Below are 15218 nucleotides of genomic sequence, written 5' to 3'. Positions count from 1 at the left end.
TTCCAGGGAGGGGTTGGGGTGGGTTGCGAGCGTAGCGAGCTTCTGCCCTATCGACCGTAGACCGCCGCTACGCGGCGCACCCACCCCCGGCCCCTCCCTGGAAGGGAGGGGAGTAGGAAACGTCTGCTTCTGGTCGCTTCCAGACCATCCTCCCCTGCAAGGGGAGTTCAAGGGAGACCCGTGTCTCCCTTGAACTGGCCGTAGGCCAGACGGAGGGGCGCCCCCTCTCGATACGACACCGCAGCCAGCCCGACCGAATCCGAAGGCCATCAACGCAATCCCATGGGTTGCGTGTGCATGATGCTATGTGAAGAAAAATGGTGGAGCCTAGCGGGATCGAACCGCTGACCTCCTGCATGCCATGCAGGCGCTCTCCCAGCTGAGCTAAGGCCCCATCCTGATACGGCGCAAGCCGCGTCCCGATGGATCAGACCATGTCCGGCACAAGCCGTCGGCCGAAAAATTGGTGGAGCCTAGCGGGATCGAACCGCTGACCTCCTGCATGCCATGCAGGCGCTCTCCCAGCTGAGCTAAGGCCCCATCCTGATACGGCGCGAACCGCGTCCCGAATGGATCAAACCATGTCCGGCACAAGCCGTCGGCCGAAAAAATTGGTGGAGCCTAGCGGGATCGAACCGCTGACCTCCTGCATGCCATGCAGGCGCTCTCCCAGCTGAGCTAAGGCCCCGTACCATCTTGAGGCGCCGTTGGGTCCGGCGCCTCGGAGGTCGCTGCCTCTAGGATCAGGCGATCCCGTTGGCAAGCAGAATTTTCACTTAATTGTCGTCGTCGCCGTCATCGTTGCCGGCATCGACGCCCAGGTCGTCATCGCCGCCCAGATCGACGTCATTATCCGGCGAATCGCCGTCATCATCGACGTCCAGATCAATGTCCAGATCATCGTCCGCCGTCTCCAGCTCGCCATCGGCCGTTTCCACGACCTTCTTGGGCGCGGCCTCTTCATAGGGCAGCGGCTGCTTCGACTTCAGCACCGGTTCGGGCTCCCAGGCGGCGCCGCAGTTGATGCAGGTCACCGGGTCGTCCTTGCCCAGGTCATAGAAGCGAGTCGCGCATTTCGGGCAGGTCCGCTTCGTGCCCCATTCAGCCTTCACCATGTCCGGCCTGTTCCTTCTTCGATGCTCAAACAGAAATCACGCGGCACAACGGAAGTCGGCCACGAAACGTCGGGCGCCTTGCCATAGCGAAACCGCGCTGTCAAAAGCCGGGCGCATTTTTTCGGTTCCAAGATGATGGATACCCCGTGACCAGCCATAATGACCAACCCAGCCCGATGACCTTCACCGCCGCCCCTGCCCTGTCCGGCAGCGTCGCGGTTCCGGGCGACAAGAGCATTTCCCACCGTTCGCTGATGCTGTCCGCCCTGGCCGTGGGCGAAAGCCGGGTCGAAGGCCTGCTGGAGGGCGAGGATGTGCTGGCCACCGCGGCCGCCCTTCGCGCCATGGGCGCGAAAATTACCAAAGTATCCGCCGCCGATGGCGGCGGTGGGCGCGCCATGGGCGCCGACATCCGCCGTGACGATGACGGCATCTGGCATATTCATGGCGTCGGCGTCGGCGGCCTGCTCCAGCCGCAGGAAGCGCTCGACATGGGCAATAGCGGCACCTCGACCCGCCTGCTGATGGGCCTGGTCGCCAGCCATGGCATCACCGCCACCTTCGTCGGCGACGCATCCCTCAGCAAGCGCCCGATGGCGCGCGTCACCGAACCGCTCTCCCGCGTCGGCGCCAGCTTCACCGCCAGCCCCGGTGATCGCCTGCCGCTGACCATGACCGGCGCCTGCCCGGCCGTGCCGCTCGACTACACCCTGCCAGTCGCCTCAGCCCAGGTGAAGTCGGCGATCCTGCTCGCCGGCCTCAACACGCCCGGCATCACCCGCGTGGTCGAGCCGATCCCGACCCGCGACCATAGCGAACGCATGCTCAGGGGCTTCGGAGCCGACCTTGAGGTCGAGGTCCAGGCCGACGGCACCCGCATCATCACGCTCAAGGGCGAGGCCGAACTCAAGCCGCAGAATATCGTCGTGCCCGGCGACCCCTCGTCGGCCGCCTTCCCGATGGTCGCGGCACTGCTGGTGCCGGGATCGCAGGTGACGATCGCCAATGTCGGCCTCAATGCCACCCGCGCCGGCCTGATCGACCTGCTGCGCGAAATGGGCGGGTCGATCGAGATCATCAACGCCCGCGAAGTCGGCGGCGAGCCGGTCGGCGACCTGGTCGTCACCGCCTCCGCCCTGAACGGCGTCGAGCCCGACCCCGCCCGCGCGCCCAGCATGATCGACGAATATCCCGTCGCCTTCGTCGCGGCCGCGTTCGCGCATGGCCGCAGCATCTTCCGTGGCCTCGATGAACTGCGCGTCAAGGAATCGGACCGCATCGCCACCATGGCCACCGGCCTGCGCGCGATCGGCGTTACGGTCGAGGAACTGGAGGACGGCCTCATCATCGAGGGCAGCGGCGGCCAGCCCCTGCCCGGCGGCGGCCCGATCGCCACCAGGCTCGATCACCGCATCGCCATGAGCTTCGCGGTCGCCGGCCTGGTCTCGCGCGATGGCGTCACCATCGACGACATGCGCCCGGTCGCGACCAGCTTCCCGACCTTCACCACCCTGCTCCAGACGCTGGGAGCCATCGCATGATCATCGCCGTCGATGGGCCCGCCGCATCGGGCAAGGGCACGATCGCCAAGGCGCTGGGGCGCCATTATGGCCTGCCGGTGCTCGACACCGGCCTGCTCTATCGCGCCGTGGGCCTGTCCGTGCTGAAGAATGGCGGCGACCCGGATCATCAGGCCGACGCGCTGGCCGCCTGCGGCTTTGACGACGCCATCCTGGCCGATCCGGCGCTGCGCAGCGAAGCGGTTGGCAGCCTCGCCTCGCGCGTATCGGTGCATCAGAGCGTGCGCGACGCACTGGTCCAGCGCCAGCGCGACTTCGCCACCCAGCCGGGCGGCGCCATCCTCGACGGGCGCGACATCGGCACCGTGATCGCGCCGGATGCCGACGCCAAGATCTTCGTCACCGCCAGCGTCCATGTCCGCGCCGAACGCCGCTTCAAGGATGCTGAGGCCCATGGCGGCGCGCCCGACATGGACAGCCTGATCGCCGATATCCAGGCGCGTGACACCCGCGACATGAGCCGCGACCATGCCCCGCTCAAGGTGGCCGATGGCGCCGACTTGCTAGATACCAGCAATTTGACTATAGACGCCGCCGTCCAGAGGGCCATCGCGCTTGTGGACGCCCAGCTTGAAGGTCGCCCGTAGGCGTGTGACCCGATAAGGCGCGCGGAAATTCCGGGCGCCCTTTTCGCTTTTCCAGGCTTGGCGTTCCAACGCCCAACCCCTTGGATACGCAGGCGGTATTCGGCCGCATGCGTGGTTTGGCCAAAGACCATCGGACACAACCGATTGGCCAGCAATGATGAGTGAAGGACCAACCATGGCCTCTACGGCATTCCCCTCGCGCGACGATTTCGCCGCGCTTCTCAATGATTCTCTCGGTGGCGAAGACGGCGGCTTTGAAGGCCGCGTCGTAAAGGGCACCGTCACCGGCATCGAAAACGACATGGCGCTGATCGACGTCGGCCTGAAGTCGGAAGGCCGCGTACCGCTGCGCGAGTTCGCCGCTCCCGGCCAGAAGGCTGACCTCAAGGTCGGCGACGAAGTCGAAGTCTATGTCGACCGCGTCGAAAACGCCCATGGCGAAGCCATGCTGTCGCGCGACCGCGCTCGCCGCGAAGCCGCCTGGGACAAGCTCGAAGCCGAGTTCACCGAAAGCGCCCGCGTCGAAGGCGTCATCTTCGGCCGCGTCAAGGGTGGCTTCACCGTCGACCTCGACGGCGCCGTCGCCTTCCTGCCCGGCTCGCAGGTCGACATCCGCCCGGTTCGCGACGTCACCCCGCTCATGGACATCCCGCAGCCCTTCCAGATCCTCAAGATGGATCGCCGTCGTGGCAACATCGTCGTGTCGCGTCGCGCCATCCTGGAAGAAACCCGCGCCGAACAGCGCTCGGGCCTGATCCAGACCCTGGCCGAAGGCCAGATCATCGAAGGCGTCGTCAAGAACATCACCGACTATGGTGCGTTCGTTGACCTGGGCGGCATCGATGGCCTGCTGCACGTCACCGACCTGTCGTACAAGCGCATCAACCACCCGAACGAGATGATCAACATCGGCGACACCGTCCGTGTCCAGATCATCCGCATCAACCGCGAAACCCAGCGCATCAGCCTCGGCATGAAGCAGCTGGAAAATGATCCGTGGGAAGGCGCCGCCGCCAAGTACCCGGTCGGTGCAAAGCTGTCGGGCCGCGTCACGAACATCACCGAATATGGTGCGTTCGTCGAACTGGAGCCGGGCATCGAAGGCCTGGTCCATGTTTCGGAAATGTCCTGGACCAAGAAGAACGTCCACCCCGGCAAGATCGTTTCGACGAGCCAGGAAGTGGAAGTCATCGTTCTCGAAGTCGATCCCGAGAAGCGCCGCATCTCGCTCGGCCTCAAGCAGGCCCAGTCGAACCCGTGGGATTCGTTCGCAGAACGTCACCCGATCGGCTCGACCGTCGAAGGCGAAGTCAAGAACGCGACCGAATTCGGCCTGTTCATCGGCCTGGACGGCGACGTCGACGGCATGGTCCACATGTCGGACATCGCCTGGGGCATCTCGGGCGAAGACGCGCTGGCGCTGCACCGCAAGGGCGAGACGGTTCAGGCCGTCGTTCTCGACATCGACGTCGAGAAGGAGCGCATCAGCCTCGGCATGAAGCAGCTTGAGCGTGGCGGTCCGGCCGCTGGCGGCACCACCGCCGCTGCTGCTGGCCTGAACAAGAACGCGATCGTCACCGTGACCGTTCTGGAAGTTCGCGACGGCGGCCTGGAAGTCCAGGCTGGCGAAGATGGCGCCACCGGCTTCATCAAGCGCAGCGACCTGGGCCGCGACCGCGACGAACAGCGTTCGGAACGCTTCCAGATCGGTCAGAAGTTCGACGCCATGGTGACCGGTTTCGACCGCGCCAAGAAGCCGACCTTCTCGGTCAAGGCAATGCAGATTGCCGAAGAAAAGCAGGCTGTTGCACAGTATGGATCGTCGGACAGCGGCGCGTCGCTGGGCGACATCCTGGGCGAAGCGCTCAAGGCCAAGAACGAAGGCTAATCCCTTCCTTCCTGCCAACAGGCAAAGAAAAGCCCGCCGGAACCCATGTTCCGGCGGGCTTTTTCATGCCCTTCCACCACTTCCTTGCCCTATCGAAACGATTTCATTGCTCCCCGATTGTCAACAGCTTTCCAATTGTTTATAAATGTCGGCAGGGGAAATTAGGGGTGCTGGAGGAACTATGATCCGTTCTGAACTGATCCAGAAACTCGGCGAAGAAAATCCGGGCCTCAGCCTGCAGGAAGTGGAAAGGATCGTCGATCTTTTCTTCCGCGAGATTGTCGATCGCCTGTCGAGCGGCGGCCGGGTCGAACTGCGCGGTTTCGGCGCCTTCACCACCCGAGCCCGCGATGCCCGCACCGGCCGCAATCCCCGCACCGGCGAACAGGTGCCGGTCTCGGCCAAGCGCGTGCCCTATTTCAAGCCGGGCAAGGAAATGCGCGAACGGCTGAACGGCAAGGCCGCCGACTGATCAGCCCCTTGACCTGCCGCGCCTGAGCCTTCAGGGGAAGGCGCAGCGCGGACGTGGCGAAATCGGTAGACGCAGCGGACTTAAAATCCGCCTCCCCCTGGGAATATGGGTTCAAGTCCCATCGTCCGCACCAGGCGGCTTTTCTCGACAATCAGAAATCGGCGCTGATCAGCGCCAGGCGATCGAGCGCCAGCATTTCCCGGCGGGTCGGATGTTCGGGATCGTCGGCGCCCAGCCACAGCCTGACCAGTTGCCCCTCTTCCATCCGTGCCAGTTCGGACGCAATCTCGACATCGGCGATGGGGCTCATGCTGCGGCCGCATGCGCGGGCATTGATCTGCGCCGCAAGGGCGGCATTCTTGCCGGCCAGGGCCTGTTCGACCCTTGCCCAGATCAGGATATCCCCGGCGCTGATCGGCGCATCTTGCAGCGGCGCAGCCATCATTCCCATCACCATTCGTCCATAGCAAATCCGACCGCCCTTCTAGCGCCGCCGATTTTGCACCGGGATGTCCGGAAAATTACAGGCCGGTAACGCAAATGTCATATCATCCCGCACCCGCCTGTGCCCGGCAATTTGCCCGGAATTCTTTTGGCAAAAGGCTGGCATTTCCGTGCGTCACCCGCAATGATGCCTCATGACCGATGCAATCAATCCGCAAAGCTTCAGCGACTCCCTCGTCATCCTGGGGGCTGCGGGCCTGGTCATTCCCGGTTTCGCCCGCTTCCGCATCAGTCCCGTCATCGGTTTCATCCTGGTGGGACTTGCCGTCGGTCCGGCAGGACTTGGCTCGCTGGTCGGCCAATATCCCTGGCTCTATCATGTCACCATCTCCAACCGGGCGGCGATTGAGCCATTTGCCGAATTGGGCGTCATATTATTGCTCTTCTCCATAGGTCTGGAACTGAGCTTCCGGCGATTGTGGAGCATGCGCGCCCAGGTGTTCGGCGTCGGCGCGACCGAATTGCTGGGCAGCGCCGCGCTCATTGCCATGGGCCTCTATCTGCTGGGACAGCCGACCGCCGGCGCGATCGGCCTCGGCCTTGCCCTTGCCCTGTCCTCCACCGCCGTGGTGCTGCCGATGGTCGGCACCCAGAGCGCGGTCGGCCGCTCCGCCTTCTCGATGCTGCTGTTCGAGGATCTGGCGCTGGTGCCGATCATCTTCATGCTCGGCGCGCTGGCGCCATCGGTCGCGACCAGCCCCGACGCGGCCTGGAACGAACTGGCGACCACCCTGCTCAAGGGCGGCCTCACCATCGCGGTGATGCTGGTCTTCGGCCGCATCTTCCTGCCCCATATCTTCCGTCAGGCGGCACGCACCAAGAGCCCGGAAGTCTTCCTCGCCGCCAGCCTGCTGGTCGTCATCCTCTCCAGCCTCGCCACCTCGATCGCCGGCCTGTCGCCGATCGTCGGCGCCCTGCTCGCGGGCCTGCTGATCGCGGAGACCGACTATCATGGCGAGGTCGAGGTGATGACCGCGCCGTTCAAGGGGCTGGCGCTCGGCGTCTTCCTCATCACCGTGGGCATGAGCCTGGACCTGCGCGTCATCCTCGCCAACTGGCCCAGCCTGTTGCTGGCCGTGCTGGGCGTCGTCGTTGCCAAGACATTGGTCACCGGCCTGCTTCTTTATTTCTCGGGCGTGCGCAAAGGCGTCGCGCTGGAAGTCGGCGTGCTGATGTCCAGCCCATCGGAAACCACGCTGATCGTGCTGTCGGCGGCCGCCGCGGCCAAGCTGATCCTCCCCTCCACCGCCGCCTTCTGGCAGATCGTCACCGCCATCGGCCTCACCATCACGCCGCTGCTCGCGCGCTTCGGCCATGACATCGCCCAGCGGCTGGAAAATGCCATTGGCGAGGAACGGGTCGAGAGCGAACCGGACCAGACCGAGGCGGCCGCCGTCGTCATCGGTTTCGGCCGCGTCGGCCAGATGGTCTGCGACCTGCTCAAGACCCATGGCCAGCGCTTCATCGTCGTCGAATCCGATCCCGATGTCGTCGCCGAGGCCCGCCGCCTGGGCTATCCGATCCTCTTCGGTGACGTCGCACGTGCGGAGATGCTCGACCGCCTGCGCCTTGGCCATGCCCGCGCACTTATCCTGACGATGGACGATCCGGTCCTGTCGGTGCGCGTCACCAAGCGGGTGCGTGGCTGGGTGCCCGACCTGCCGATCATCGCCCGCGCCCGCGACGCCGATCATGCCGCCCATCTCTACAAGGCCGGCGCCAGCGACGCCGTGCCCGAAACGCTCGAAAGCTCGCTGCAACTGGCCGAAACCGCGCTGGTCGACCTCGGCGTCGCCATGGGACCGGTGATCGCCTCGATCCACCAGGCGCGCGAGGATCTGCGCGTCGGCATCAAGGAAGCCGCCCAACTCCAGTCCGCCCCCCGCCTGCGCCGCCTGCGCCAGGACGAGGTGCCCTGAGGGCATCAGCCTTTCCTATTGCGCTGATCTCTGTTCTATCCTCCGCGATGAAACGCCTGCACGACATCGCCCCATATCGACCGCAACTGTCGCGTCGCTGTCGCCTGGCTGTCGCTTCACTGTCGCGTCGAAGGTGCGTGGCCGTGACCCGATTGTTACGTCACTGTCGCGTCGGTGGCGCGTGGCAGGCGCGTTTCCGGTGCAAATGGCCCAAATCCATGCTGACGACACTGTGAACTTCGACTGTCGCGTCGCCGCGTCAGCCCTGATGCACTTCGGGCGGGCTGAACACCGACCAGCCGGTCCGCCGCGCCAGCATCTCCAGCGCTTTGGTGCCCAGCGCACTGTTGCCGCTGGCGTTGAGGCCCGGCGACCAGACCGCGATCGCCGCGCGGCCCGGCACGATCGCCAATATACCGCCGCCCACGCCCGACTTGCCGGGAATGCCGACCCGGAACGCAAAATCGCCCGATGCATCATAATGGCCGCAGGTCAGCATCAGCGCGTTGATGCGCCGTGCCCGGCTGGTCGACACGACCCGTCCGCCCTCGGGATGGCGTCCATCCAGCATCAGGTATCGGCCCGCCAGCGCCAATTGCCGACAACTCATCTCGATCGCGCATTGATGGAAATAGCTGCCCAGCACCAGATCGACCGGGTGGCGGACATTGTTGAAGGCGCGCATGTAATTGGCGAGCGCCATGTTGCGATAACCGGTCGCCGTTTCCGACGCGGCGACCTCCTCATTGATGCGGATCGCGTCGTCGCCGGCCAGATAGCGGACGAAGCGCAGCATCTCGCCGATCGCCACGCGCGGCTGATGCCCGCCCAGATTGACGTCGGCCACCACGATCGCCCCGGCATTGATGAAGGGATTGCGCGGGATGCCATGTTCCTGCTCCAGCTGGACGATGGAGTTGAAGGCATTGCCCGACGGCTCACGCCCGACCCGGTCCCACAGCTGGTCGCCGACCTTGCCCAGCGCCAGCGTCAGCGCGAACACCTTGGAAATGGACTGGATCGAAAAGCCGGTGTCAGCGTCGCCGCCGGTCAACAGCCGCCCGTCGGCGGTGGCGATGGCGACCCCGAACTGGCCGGCATCCACCTTCGCCAGTTCGGGGATATAGCTGGCGACAGTGCCCCGCTCCGTCTCCCTGGCCATGGCGGCCACGATATCGTCGATCAACGCTGTCAGATCCATGGCAGCCTCTTAAGCCCGGCTCAGCCAAACAGCCAGTGGCCCAGCATCCGGTCGAACGGGAAGGTGAAGAAGCCGGCGATCAGCAGCGCGCCCGTCACCATGCCGCGCACCGACCGGCGATGGCGCTTGAGGTCATGGCGCCGCGCAGACAGCACGATGATCGGCACCTGGATCAGGGTGAAGATCGACAGGATATGGATGATGCTGAACCGGCTGCCCGGCCCGTGCAGCAGGAAACTGTCGAGCGCGGTCAGGAACAGCGCGCCGCTCCACACCCAGCCCAGCCAGCGATGCCACCCATCGCCGCGCTGCCGCAACAGCATCACCGGCGTCAGCGCCAACGCGACCAGGATCGTCAGCAGATGGAACCAGACGAGGCCCGGCACCTGCCCCCACTGCCCATGCCCCCGCCCGATCGCGGTCAGCACCACGGCGAGCAGGATGACGGACGCCACCGCCAGGACGCGTTCATAACGGTCGGGCGCAATCCCCTTGGGCTGCGACGATGTGCTTGCAATGCTGGCCATATATCCCCCTGAACCGCACCCTGTCAGGCGCGCAGGGGCGGGTCAATCGGCTGCGGACAGCGCCGTGTTGACCGTGCCGATGCGCCGACGGACCACGGCGGTCAGTTCCTCGATCGTCGACACCTGTTCTACGCCATAGCGGGCGGCAGTGATGTCGACATTGCCCTTGCGCCAGAAGCCGTCGGGACACAGCACGACCAATTTTCCACCGCGCGCATGCAGGCCCATTTCCAGCAGGCTGACCGGGCTTTGCGTGCCCGGCGCCAGATAGAGGATGATGATGTCGGCGCTGTCGAGCGCCGCCAGTTCCCACTCCACCTGTTGGCGGAAATGGGGATCGCTGGCTTCGGGCTTCCAGGCCGGGTTCCAGTCGGCCCGGCGCGGGTTCAGGATCGTCACCTTCTCGTCGGCCAGCGCCGCGATCATGTCGCGCTGCCAGTCGGTCGCCTTGCCCATGTCGATGCTGCCGCCCAGGAACAGACGCGCGCGATCATGCGCGGCCGGCAACGGCGCGGGCGAGGTGATGGTCACCGCCTCGCCCGCCCGCGCCGTCATCGGCAGGGCGAGCAGACAGGATGCGAGGATCAGGCGCAGCATAAGGACGAAAGGCGCACCGGCGGCGCGCCTCCCCATCTTGTCAGGCCGGAACGCTGGCGAGTGCGGTCTTGACCGCGTCGATCGCGGCCTGCGCCTTGTCGCCATCGGGGCCGCCGCCCTGGGCCATGTCGGCACGGCCGCCACCGCCCTTGCCGCCCAGCGCCTCGACGCCTGCACGGACCAGATCGACCGCGCTGAAGCTACCGGTCAGGTCGTCGGTCACGCCCACGGCAATGGTCGCGCGCCCATCGACCACGGCCAGCACGGCCGACACGCCGCTGCCGAGCGTCTTCTTGTTGCCGTCGACAATGCCACGCAGTTCCTTGGGGTCGAGGCCGTCGATCACCTGGCCCAGGAAGTCGACGCTGCCGACCTTCTCGGGACCGGCCGGCTTGGCCGAACCGCCACCGCCCAGCGCCAATGCCTTCTTGGCTTCGGCCAGTTCCCGCTCCAGCTTGCGGCTCTGCTCGACCAGCGCGGCGATGCGCGCGGGCACCTCTTCCGGCGTGGTCTTGAGCGCCGCTGCCGTCTGGCGCAGCTTCTCGTCGCGCTCGACCAGCCACAGGCGCGCAGCCTCACCGGTCAGCGCCTCGATCCGGCGCACGCCCGAGGATACGGCGCTTTCCGACACGATCTTGAACAGGGCGATGTCGCCGAGCGCGCGGACATGGGTGCCGCCGCACAGTTCGACCGAATAGCTATGGTCGTCGCCCTTACCCATCGAGAGGACGCGGACTTCATCGCCATATTTCTCGCCGAACAGCGCCATCGCGCCGGCAGCGATCGCGTCGTCCGGGGTCATCAGCCGGGTCATGACCTCGTCATTATGACGGATCTGCGCGTTCACGTCGGCCTCGACCTTGGCGATCTGCGCCTGGGTGAGCGCCTCGGGATGCGAGAAGTCGAAGCGCAAGCGGTCGGCCGCGACCATGCTGCCCTTCTGGGTGACATGGCCACCCAGTTCCTTGCGCAGCGCGGCATGGAGCAGGTGAGTGGCGCTGTGATTGGCGCGGATGCGATCGCGGCGTTCGACATCCACCGTCAGGTTGACGGTATCGCCGACCTTGACGCTGCCCGCGCTGATCACCGCCTGATGCGCATGCAGGCGGCCGAGCGGCTTGGACGTATCGGCAACCTCGGCCACCAGGCCGCCCAGCGTGGTGATCGTGCCGGCGTCGCCATTCTGGCCGCCGCTCTCGCCATAGAAGGGCGTCTGGTTGGTGATGATCGTCACCTTTTCGCCGGCCGACGCCGCATCGACCCGCGCGCCATCCTTGATGATGGCCAGCACTTCGCCCTCGCCCTTGGTCGAGGCATAGCCGATGAACTCGGTGCTGCCGAGCGTTTCGGCGATATCGTACCAGATCTCGTCCGACGCCTTCTCGCCCGATCCCTTCCAGGCGGCGCGCGCCGCGGCCTTCTGCTCGGCCATGGCGGCGTCGAAGCCGGCGCGGTCGACAGACAGGCCCTGGGTCCGCAGCGCATCCTCGGTCAGGTCATAGGGGAAGCCATAGGTGTCATAGAGCTTGAACGCGGTCTCGCCCGACAGGGTCGCGCCCTCGGCCAGATCAGCGGTCGCCTCGTCCAGCAGCTTGAGGCCGTTTTCCAGCGTCTTGCGGAACCGGGTTTCCTCGCGCAGCAGCGTTTCCTCGATCAGCGGCTGGGCGCGGACCAGTTCGGGATAGGCGCCGCCCATTTCCGACACCAGGCTCGACACCAGGCGATACATCAGCGGATCCTTGGCACCGATGATGTGCGCATGGCGCATCGCGCGGCGCATGATCCGGCGCAGCACATAGCCACGGCCTTCGTTCGCCGGCAGCACGCCGTCGGCGATCAGGAAGCTGGTCGAGCGCAGATGGTCGGCGATGACGCGGTGGCTGGCCTGAAACTCGCCGTCGGTCGCGGTGCGGGTCAGCGCGCCGCTCTCGGCGATCAGCGCCTTGAACGTGTCGATATCATAATTGTTATGGACGCCCTGCATGACGGCCGCGATCCGCTCCAGCCCCATGCCGGTGTCGATCGAGGGTCTCGGCAGTTCGCTGACAATCTCATTGGCTTCCTGCTCATATTGCATGAAGACCAGGTTCCAGATCTCGACGAAGCGGTCGCCATCCTCCTCCGGCGATCCCGGAGGGCCACCCCAGATATGGTCGCCATGGTCGTAGAAGATTTCCGAGCAGGGACCGCACGGGCCGCTGTCGCCCATCGCCCAGAAATTATCCTTGGTCGGGATGCGGATGATCTTGTGATCGGGGAGCCCCGCGATCTTCTTCCACAGGTCGAACGCCTCGTCGTCCGTGTGATAGACGGTCGTCGTCAGCTTTTCCGCGGGCAGCCCCCATTCCTTGGTCAGCAGGGTCCAGGCATGATGGATCGCCTGTTCCTTGAAATAGTCGCCGAAGCTGAAATTGCCCAGCATTTCGAAGAAGGTGTGGTGGCGCGCGGTATAGCCGACATTGTCCAGATCATTGTGCTTGCCGCCGGCGCGAACCGATTTCTGGCTCGACGTCGCGGTCTTGTAGGGGCGGGTTTCCAGACCGGTGAAGACATTCTTGAACGGCACCATGCCGGCGTTCACGAACATCAGCGTCGGGTCGTTGTGCGGCACCAGCGGCGCGGACGGAACGATGGTGTGGCCATTGGCCCCGAAATAATCGAGGAAGCTGCGGCGAATGTCGTTGGTCGAGGTCATGCGCGCGATTTAGTGGGAAGCGGCCCGCCGCACAAGCGGGGGATTTGGTCTATTCCTCCCCGGCACGGGGAGGTGGCGGCGCGAAGCGCCGACGGAGGGGCACCGGCGGGCAGTCGGAGACTTTCAGTCACGCGAAGCGCTCATGGCGCCTGCCCCTCCACCACGCCCTTCCGGGCGCGGTCCCCCTCCCCGGTCCGGGGAGGAATTACCCCATCGGTTCCTCGATCGACACCGGCGGCTTAGAGAACCATTGCGGCCCCTGCGCGGTCATGTGGAAGCAATCCTCCATGCGCACGCCCATTGTGCCGGGCAGGTAAAGGCCCGGTTCGTTGGAGAAGCACATGCCGATGTCCAGCTTGGTCGTCTCGCCATGGACGAGATTGACCGGTTCATGCCCCTCCATGCCGATGCCGTGACCGGTGCGGTGGGACAGGCCGGGCAGCTTGTAGCCGGGGCCGTAGCCCAGTTTCTCATAATAAGTGCGAACCGCATCGTCGACCGTGCCGGCCGCCACGCCCAGCTTCGCCGCCCGGATCGCGACCTGCTGCCCCTGCGCCACTTCGTCCCACACCTTGCGCTGCTGCGCCGTGGGTGCCGCGCCGTAGACGAAGGTGCGACTGATGTCGGACTGATAATCCTCGACCGTGCAGCCGCAATCCATCAGCACCACCTCGCCCGCGCGTACCGACTGCGGTTTGCCCGAGCCATGCGGATAGGCGGCCGCTTCGCCGAGCAGGATCAGGTTGAACTCACCCTTGCCGCCCAGCGCACTGGTCGCGGCCGTCATCAGCGCGCCGATATCGGCCGGGGTCATGCCCGCCTTCACCTGCGGATGGGTCCAGCGATAGGCGCCCATGGTGACATCCGCCGCCTTCTGCATCAGCGCGATCTCGGCCGCCGTCTTGCGCATGCGGATGGCGCGGGTCACCGGGTCTTTCGCCAGGGTCGCGGCGGGCAGCGCGGCCTTCAGCCCATCGACCGCGAAATAGCGGACCGTCTCCTCGATGCCGATCCGCCCCTTGTCGAGGCCCCGCGCCTTCAGATAATCGGCGATCGGCGCATAGGGGCTTTCATGCTCCTGCCAGACGCGGACCTCGGCCGGAATGGCGAGCGATTCGTCGATCGAGGGCTTCTCGAAAAAGGGGCAGACGACCAGAGGCGTGCCGCTGGCCGGAATGACCAGCGCGGTCAGCCGCTCGGAGCGCCACCAGCGAATGCCGCTATAATAGATGAGGCTCGCGCCCGGCTCGACCAGCAGCGCGTCGATGCCCTGTGCCTGCATCATCTTCTGCGCCCGCGCCAGCCGGTCGGCGCGCTCGGCCTTGCCGATCGGGGTGACGTCGCGCGTGATCGACTGGAGCGCCTCGATTGCCTTTTCCTGCGCGAACAGGCGCGGGCTGACCAGCGAAGTGGCGACCCCGGCAGCGGCATAGCGAAGCAAGGTGCGGCGATCAGGCGTAAGCATAATGTCCCCCGGTGCGCAGCGCGGCCTGATAGGCGGGCCGCGCCTGTATTCTCTCCAGCCACCCGATCAGATGCGGACGCGATTCGTCAAGCCCGCCGCGTGCCCGCGACGCCTCGATCGGAAAGCTCATCATCATGTCGGCGGCGGAGAAGTCCGGCCCGGCGAAATAGGGCCGGCTTGCCAGTTCGCTTTCCAGCCAGTCGAGATGATCGTCCAGCATCTCCTGCACCGTCGGCCGTGCCGGTCGGCCAAGCAGGCCCAGCTTGCCGACCACCAGCAGGGCCAGCAGCGGCGGCATCATCGATCCTTCGGCATAATGGAGAAACTGGCGCCAGCGGATCGCGCTTTCCGCATCAGTCGGCGCGCCGAAGCGACCACCGGCCCGTGCGACCAGATATTCCATGATCGCCCCGGTCTCGATCAGCCGATGGCCATCCACCTCCACCACCGGCGACCGGCCGAGCGGATGGACGGCGCGCAGGGCGGCGGGCGCGCGCATCGTCTTGCGGTCCCGCTCATAGCGGCGCACTTCGTAAGCCTCGCCCAGCTCCTCTAGCAGCCACAGGATGCGCTGCGAACGACTATTGTTCAGATGATGGACGATGATGGTCATGGCGCCTCTCCCATGCTGCGACCCGATCAGGGCTAACGCAGCATGGGAAAGAGTG

The 15218-nt window shown here is 65.6% G+C and carries 13 protein-coding genes and 4 tRNA genes; 6 read left to right on the top strand and 11 right to left on the bottom strand.

Annotated elements, in window-relative coordinates; genetic code table 11:
* Window positions 1-318 precede the first annotated feature (318 nt).
* From A0U87_RS20510 to A0U87_RS20495, 4 genes are all read right to left on the bottom strand, one after another.
* Window positions 319-394: transfer RNA gene (locus A0U87_RS20510), tRNA-Ala, on the bottom strand.
* Window positions 395-464: 70 nt separating this feature from the next.
* Window positions 465-540, bottom strand: a tRNA-Ala gene (locus tag A0U87_RS20505).
* 72 nt (window positions 541-612) lie between these two features.
* Window positions 613-688, bottom strand: a tRNA-Ala gene (locus A0U87_RS20500).
* 88 nt (window positions 689-776) lie between these two features.
* On the bottom strand, window positions 777-1115 hold the full coding sequence (locus A0U87_RS20495; RefSeq protein ID WP_004207671.1) for a TIGR02300 family protein: 339 nt from the start codon (window positions 1113-1115) through the stop codon (window positions 777-779).
* Between the two features lie 146 nt (window positions 1116-1261).
* Between A0U87_RS20495 and aroA the strand changes: the two genes are divergently transcribed.
* The 5 genes from aroA (at window position 1262) to A0U87_RS20470 (ending at window position 5775) form a co-directional block, all read left to right on the top strand.
* On the top strand, window positions 1262-2656 hold the full coding sequence (gene aroA / locus A0U87_RS20490) for a 3-phosphoshikimate 1-carboxyvinyltransferase (RefSeq protein ID WP_048938431.1): 1395 nt from the start codon (window positions 1262-1264) through the stop codon (window positions 2654-2656).
* On the top strand, window positions 2653-3282 hold the full coding sequence (locus A0U87_RS20485) for a d(CMP) kinase (RefSeq protein WP_017500901.1): 630 nt from the start codon (window positions 2653-2655) through the stop codon (window positions 3280-3282). Before aroA ends, A0U87_RS20485 begins: the two co-directional genes overlap by 4 nt.
* Window positions 3283-3457: 175 nt before the next feature.
* Complete coding sequence (gene rpsA, locus A0U87_RS20480; RefSeq protein WP_004207674.1) at window positions 3458-5170, top strand: 30S ribosomal protein S1; 1713 nt, start codon at window positions 3458-3460, stop codon at window positions 5168-5170.
* Between the two features lie 181 nt (window positions 5171-5351).
* On the top strand, window positions 5352-5642 hold the full coding sequence (locus A0U87_RS20475) for an integration host factor subunit beta (RefSeq protein ID WP_004207675.1): 291 nt from the start codon (window positions 5352-5354) through the stop codon (window positions 5640-5642).
* 47 nt (window positions 5643-5689) lie between these two features.
* Window positions 5690-5775 (top strand) — tRNA-Leu (locus A0U87_RS20470).
* 18 nt (window positions 5776-5793) lie between these two features.
* On the opposite strand, the gene A0U87_RS20465 is transcribed toward A0U87_RS20470, so the two are convergent.
* Window positions 5794-6093 (bottom strand): hypothetical protein, encoded by a 300-nt coding sequence (locus A0U87_RS20465; RefSeq protein WP_234415606.1) that lies wholly within the window; start codon window positions 6091-6093, stop codon window positions 5794-5796.
* A 187-nt stretch (window positions 6094-6280) separates the two neighbouring features.
* Here A0U87_RS20465 and A0U87_RS20460 point away from each other — a divergent pair, with 187 nt between their 5' ends.
* A complete protein-coding gene (locus A0U87_RS20460; RefSeq protein WP_048938429.1) occupies window positions 6281-8065 on the top strand; it encodes a cation:proton antiporter in 1785 nt (594 codons plus the stop codon).
* A 259-nt stretch (window positions 8066-8324) separates the two neighbouring features.
* Here A0U87_RS20460 and A0U87_RS20455 read toward each other — a convergent pair whose 3' ends face one another.
* From A0U87_RS20455 to A0U87_RS20430, 6 genes are all read right to left on the bottom strand, one after another.
* On the bottom strand, window positions 8325-9266 hold the full coding sequence (locus A0U87_RS20455; protein ID WP_048938428.1) for a glutaminase: 942 nt from the start codon (window positions 9264-9266) through the stop codon (window positions 8325-8327).
* 20 nt (window positions 9267-9286) lie between these two features.
* Entirely contained in the window at window positions 9287-9793 is a 507-nt protein-coding gene (locus A0U87_RS20450) for a membrane protein (protein WP_048938427.1), read from the bottom strand.
* A 42-nt stretch (window positions 9794-9835) separates the two neighbouring features.
* A complete protein-coding gene (locus A0U87_RS20445) occupies window positions 9836-10426 on the bottom strand; it encodes a nucleoside 2-deoxyribosyltransferase domain-containing protein (RefSeq protein WP_234415607.1) in 591 nt (196 codons plus the stop codon).
* A 4-nt stretch (window positions 10427-10430) separates the two neighbouring features.
* A complete protein-coding gene (gene alaS, locus A0U87_RS20440; RefSeq protein ID WP_048938425.1) occupies window positions 10431-13085 on the bottom strand; it encodes an alanine--tRNA ligase in 2655 nt (884 codons plus the stop codon).
* A 205-nt stretch (window positions 13086-13290) separates the two neighbouring features.
* Window positions 13291-14550 carry a Xaa-Pro peptidase family protein gene (locus A0U87_RS20435; RefSeq protein WP_048938424.1) on the bottom strand — a complete coding sequence of 420 codons (1260 nt, stop codon included), beginning with the start codon at window positions 14548-14550 and terminating at the stop codon, window positions 13291-13293.
* Window positions 14537-15163 carry a glutathione S-transferase gene (locus A0U87_RS20430; protein WP_048938423.1) on the bottom strand — a complete coding sequence of 209 codons (627 nt, stop codon included), beginning with the start codon at window positions 15161-15163 and terminating at the stop codon, window positions 14537-14539. The genes A0U87_RS20435 and A0U87_RS20430 overlap by 14 nt, the downstream gene beginning before the upstream one ends.
* Between the last annotated feature and the right edge of the window lie 55 nt (window positions 15164-15218).

This window comes from Sphingobium sp. MP9-4, assembly GCF_005281675.1.
GTDB classification, from domain to species: domain Bacteria; phylum Pseudomonadota; class Alphaproteobacteria; order Sphingomonadales; family Sphingomonadaceae; genus Sphingobium; species Sphingobium yanoikuyae.
This window is presented reverse-complemented; position numbering and strand designations above follow the sequence as displayed.